The organism is Devosia sp., assembly GCF_040509215.1.
Taxonomy (GTDB): domain Bacteria; phylum Pseudomonadota; class Alphaproteobacteria; order Rhizobiales; family Devosiaceae; genus Devosia.
The window spans coordinates 1-2,565 of sequence record NZ_JBEVLL010000120.1 but is presented as its reverse complement, the minus strand read 5'-3'; the positions used below and the strand labels follow the sequence as shown (position 1 = coordinate 2,565).

At 62.6% G+C, this 2,565-nt stretch carries 3 protein-coding genes; all 3 read left to right on the top strand.

Annotated elements, in window-relative coordinates; all coding sequences use genetic code 11:
• The first annotated feature begins 108 nt into the window (after window positions 1-108).
• Window positions 109-1,155 (top strand): IS30 family transposase, encoded by a 1,047-nt coding sequence (locus ABW043_RS06755; protein WP_353920454.1) that lies wholly within the window; start codon window positions 109-111, stop codon window positions 1,153-1,155.
• A 169-nt stretch (window positions 1,156-1,324) separates the two neighbouring features.
• Window positions 1,325-2,047: an EAL domain-containing protein gene (locus ABW043_RS06750; RefSeq protein ID WP_353920453.1), complete on the top strand. Its 723-nt coding sequence runs from the start codon at window positions 1,325-1,327 to the stop codon at window positions 2,045-2,047.
• Window positions 2,048-2,137: 90 nt separating this feature from the next.
• Window positions 2,138-2,565: GAF domain-containing protein (locus tag ABW043_RS06745; protein WP_353920452.1), on the top strand; the 428-nt coding region annotated here is incomplete at its 3' end.

The following is a 2,565-nucleotide window of genomic DNA, read 5'->3' as shown; positions in this document are numbered from 1 at the left end:
CTTAATGGTCGAATGTGGCCTGGATGATCTAGCCGGTCTACAATCAATGGGCGGATTCAAACTCCGTAGCGAACACCCAGATCGGGCAAGCGGGTCTAGGGTGGTGGGATGGCAGAGCAACGACGCAAGCTGACGGTGTTTGATCGGTCGGCGATCGAGCTTCGCCTGCGTGACGGCTGGGGTGTCCGGGCGATCGCGCGCGACCTGGATCGCTCGCCGGGGGTGATCTCGGGGGAGATCAATCGGCACGGTGGTGCGACCGTCTACCAAGCGGAGGCGGCGGTGGCGCAGGCCGCTGTGGCCCGGCGTCTGACGGGTCGCAAGCCTGTCCTGGCGCAGGATGGCGCACGCTTTGGCCAAGTGGCGGAGTTGTTGCGTCTGGGCTGGTCGCCCGAGCAGATCTCGGGCCGGCGCCAGCGGATGGAGGCGGGCATGGAGCAGGCGTCTGGCCTGTCGGTATCGCACGAGACGATCTACACGGCGATCTATGCCCTGCCGCGCGGTGAACTACGCCGCGAGTTGATCTCGTATTTGCGGCAGGACAAGCCGCTGCGGGGCCGCAAGCCGAAGGGCAGCGAGCGCCGCGGCAAGCTCTGCAACATGACCAACATCAGGGAACGGCCTGAGGAGGTCGAGGGCCGGCTGGTGCCTGGCCATTGGGAAGGCGACCTCATCCTGGGCGCCGGCGGGGCGAGTGCCATCGGCACGCTGGTCGAGCGGACCAGCCGTTTCGTGGTGCTGGTGCACAGGCCGACCCGCAAGTCCGACGTGGTCGCCAGTGCCTTCGCCGGGGCGTTGGCCGCCATTCCCGCCCCCTTACGCAAGACCCTGACCTACGGCCAGGGCAAGGAAATGGCCCAGCACGCGAGCCTGGCCCTGAGCACCGGCATGCGGATCTTCTTCGCCGACCCCCACTCGCCCTGGCAGCGCGGCTCCAACGAGAACACCAATGGCCTGCTGCGCCAGTACTTTCCGAAAGGCGCCTCGTTGGCAGGCTTCGATCAGGACGACCTCGATCTGGTCGCCGACAGCCTGAATGGACGGCCACGAAAGACGCTCGACTTCGCAACCCCGAGCGAGCATTTCAGCATGCTGCTGGCCGAACGGGTTGGCAGAAAACAAGCCGACGGTCTGGCTGTTCGCTCCGAAACTTGAATCCGCCGTCTGAAATGGCGACCTACGTCTCAACCTACATCGTTTATTTATTTACAATAAATTCATCTGTAGGGTGTATTTCGATCGCATGATTGGGCTAGTTGCCATGCAAGAAGCTGTTGTTGGCTGTTCAGCCTGCCGCCACATGCCCGAGCTCTTCCCTTTCACCATGGCCTTCCAGCCGGTTGTCGATCTCCAAGACCACCGCATCGATGCCCACGAAGCGCTGGTGCGAGGGCCGAATGGCGAAGGGGCCGCCAGTGTGCTGGCGCAGTTGAATGCGGAGAACCTCGATGCCTTCGACCAAGCCTGCCGGATCAAGGCGATCGAGCTTGCGGCGCGGCTGAAGCTAGGCTGCCAGCTCAATATCAACTTCTTGCCGAATGCGGTTTATGAACCGCGTGCCTGCATCCGTTTGACGTTGGACGCCGCGCGGCGGCACAACTTTCCGCTGCAACGGCTCACCTTCGAACTGACCGAGGGCGAGCAGATCAACGACCTGCGACACACGCAGAACATCATCAAGGAATATCGCCGCCACGGCTTCCAGATCGCGCTGGACGACTTCGCCACTGGCTATTCGGGCCTCGCTCGGCTGGCCGACCTGCGGCCCGACATCATCAAGCTCGACCGTGCGCTGGTGCAGGATTGCGACCGAGACCGGGTACGGCTGGCCATCGTCGCCAGCCTCGTCGCGCTCGGCGCCGAGATCGGCATCAAGGTCGTCGCCGAGGGCGTTGAGCGACGCGAGGAGGTCGAGGCGCTACGCTCCACCAGTCTGCGCTTCATGCAGGGCTTCTATTTCTCGCGGCCGGTCTTTGAAGGCCTGGCCTCCTCACAAGACACGCTGGCTGGGATCAACATCCTCAGCTCGGCGCCTGTAGCAGAGTGACGGGCCTTTCAGCGCTCACGCCAAACCTGATGACGCGAGCCATCGCTTCTTAATCGCTGCAGTCTTGAGTTTACACGTTTAGGAACCAGCATGCCCGCAGCGGTGGAGCTTGATGACGAACGCGAGCGGCTGACGGCCCTGATCGCGTTGAATATCCTCGAAACCGAGCGCACGGCTGACTTTGACATCTTCCCAGGTCTGGCAAGTCAGCTGTTCTCGACGCCGATTGCCGCGATCTCACTCATCGACAAGGACCGGCAATGGTTTAAGGCCAGCGTCGGCCTGGACGTGGTGGAAACCTCCCGTGACGCATCCTTCTGCGCTCATGCGATCCTACATCCCAACGAAGTGCTCTACGTTCCTGATGCGACACAAGATCCTCGCTTCGCCGATAATCCACTCGTAGTCGGCGACTTTGGCCTGCGGTTCTACGCCGGCGTGCCGATCATCGGACCGAGCGGTCACGCCCTTGGGGCACTCTGTGTCATCGATCGTGAACCCCGAAATGCCAGCGAAGG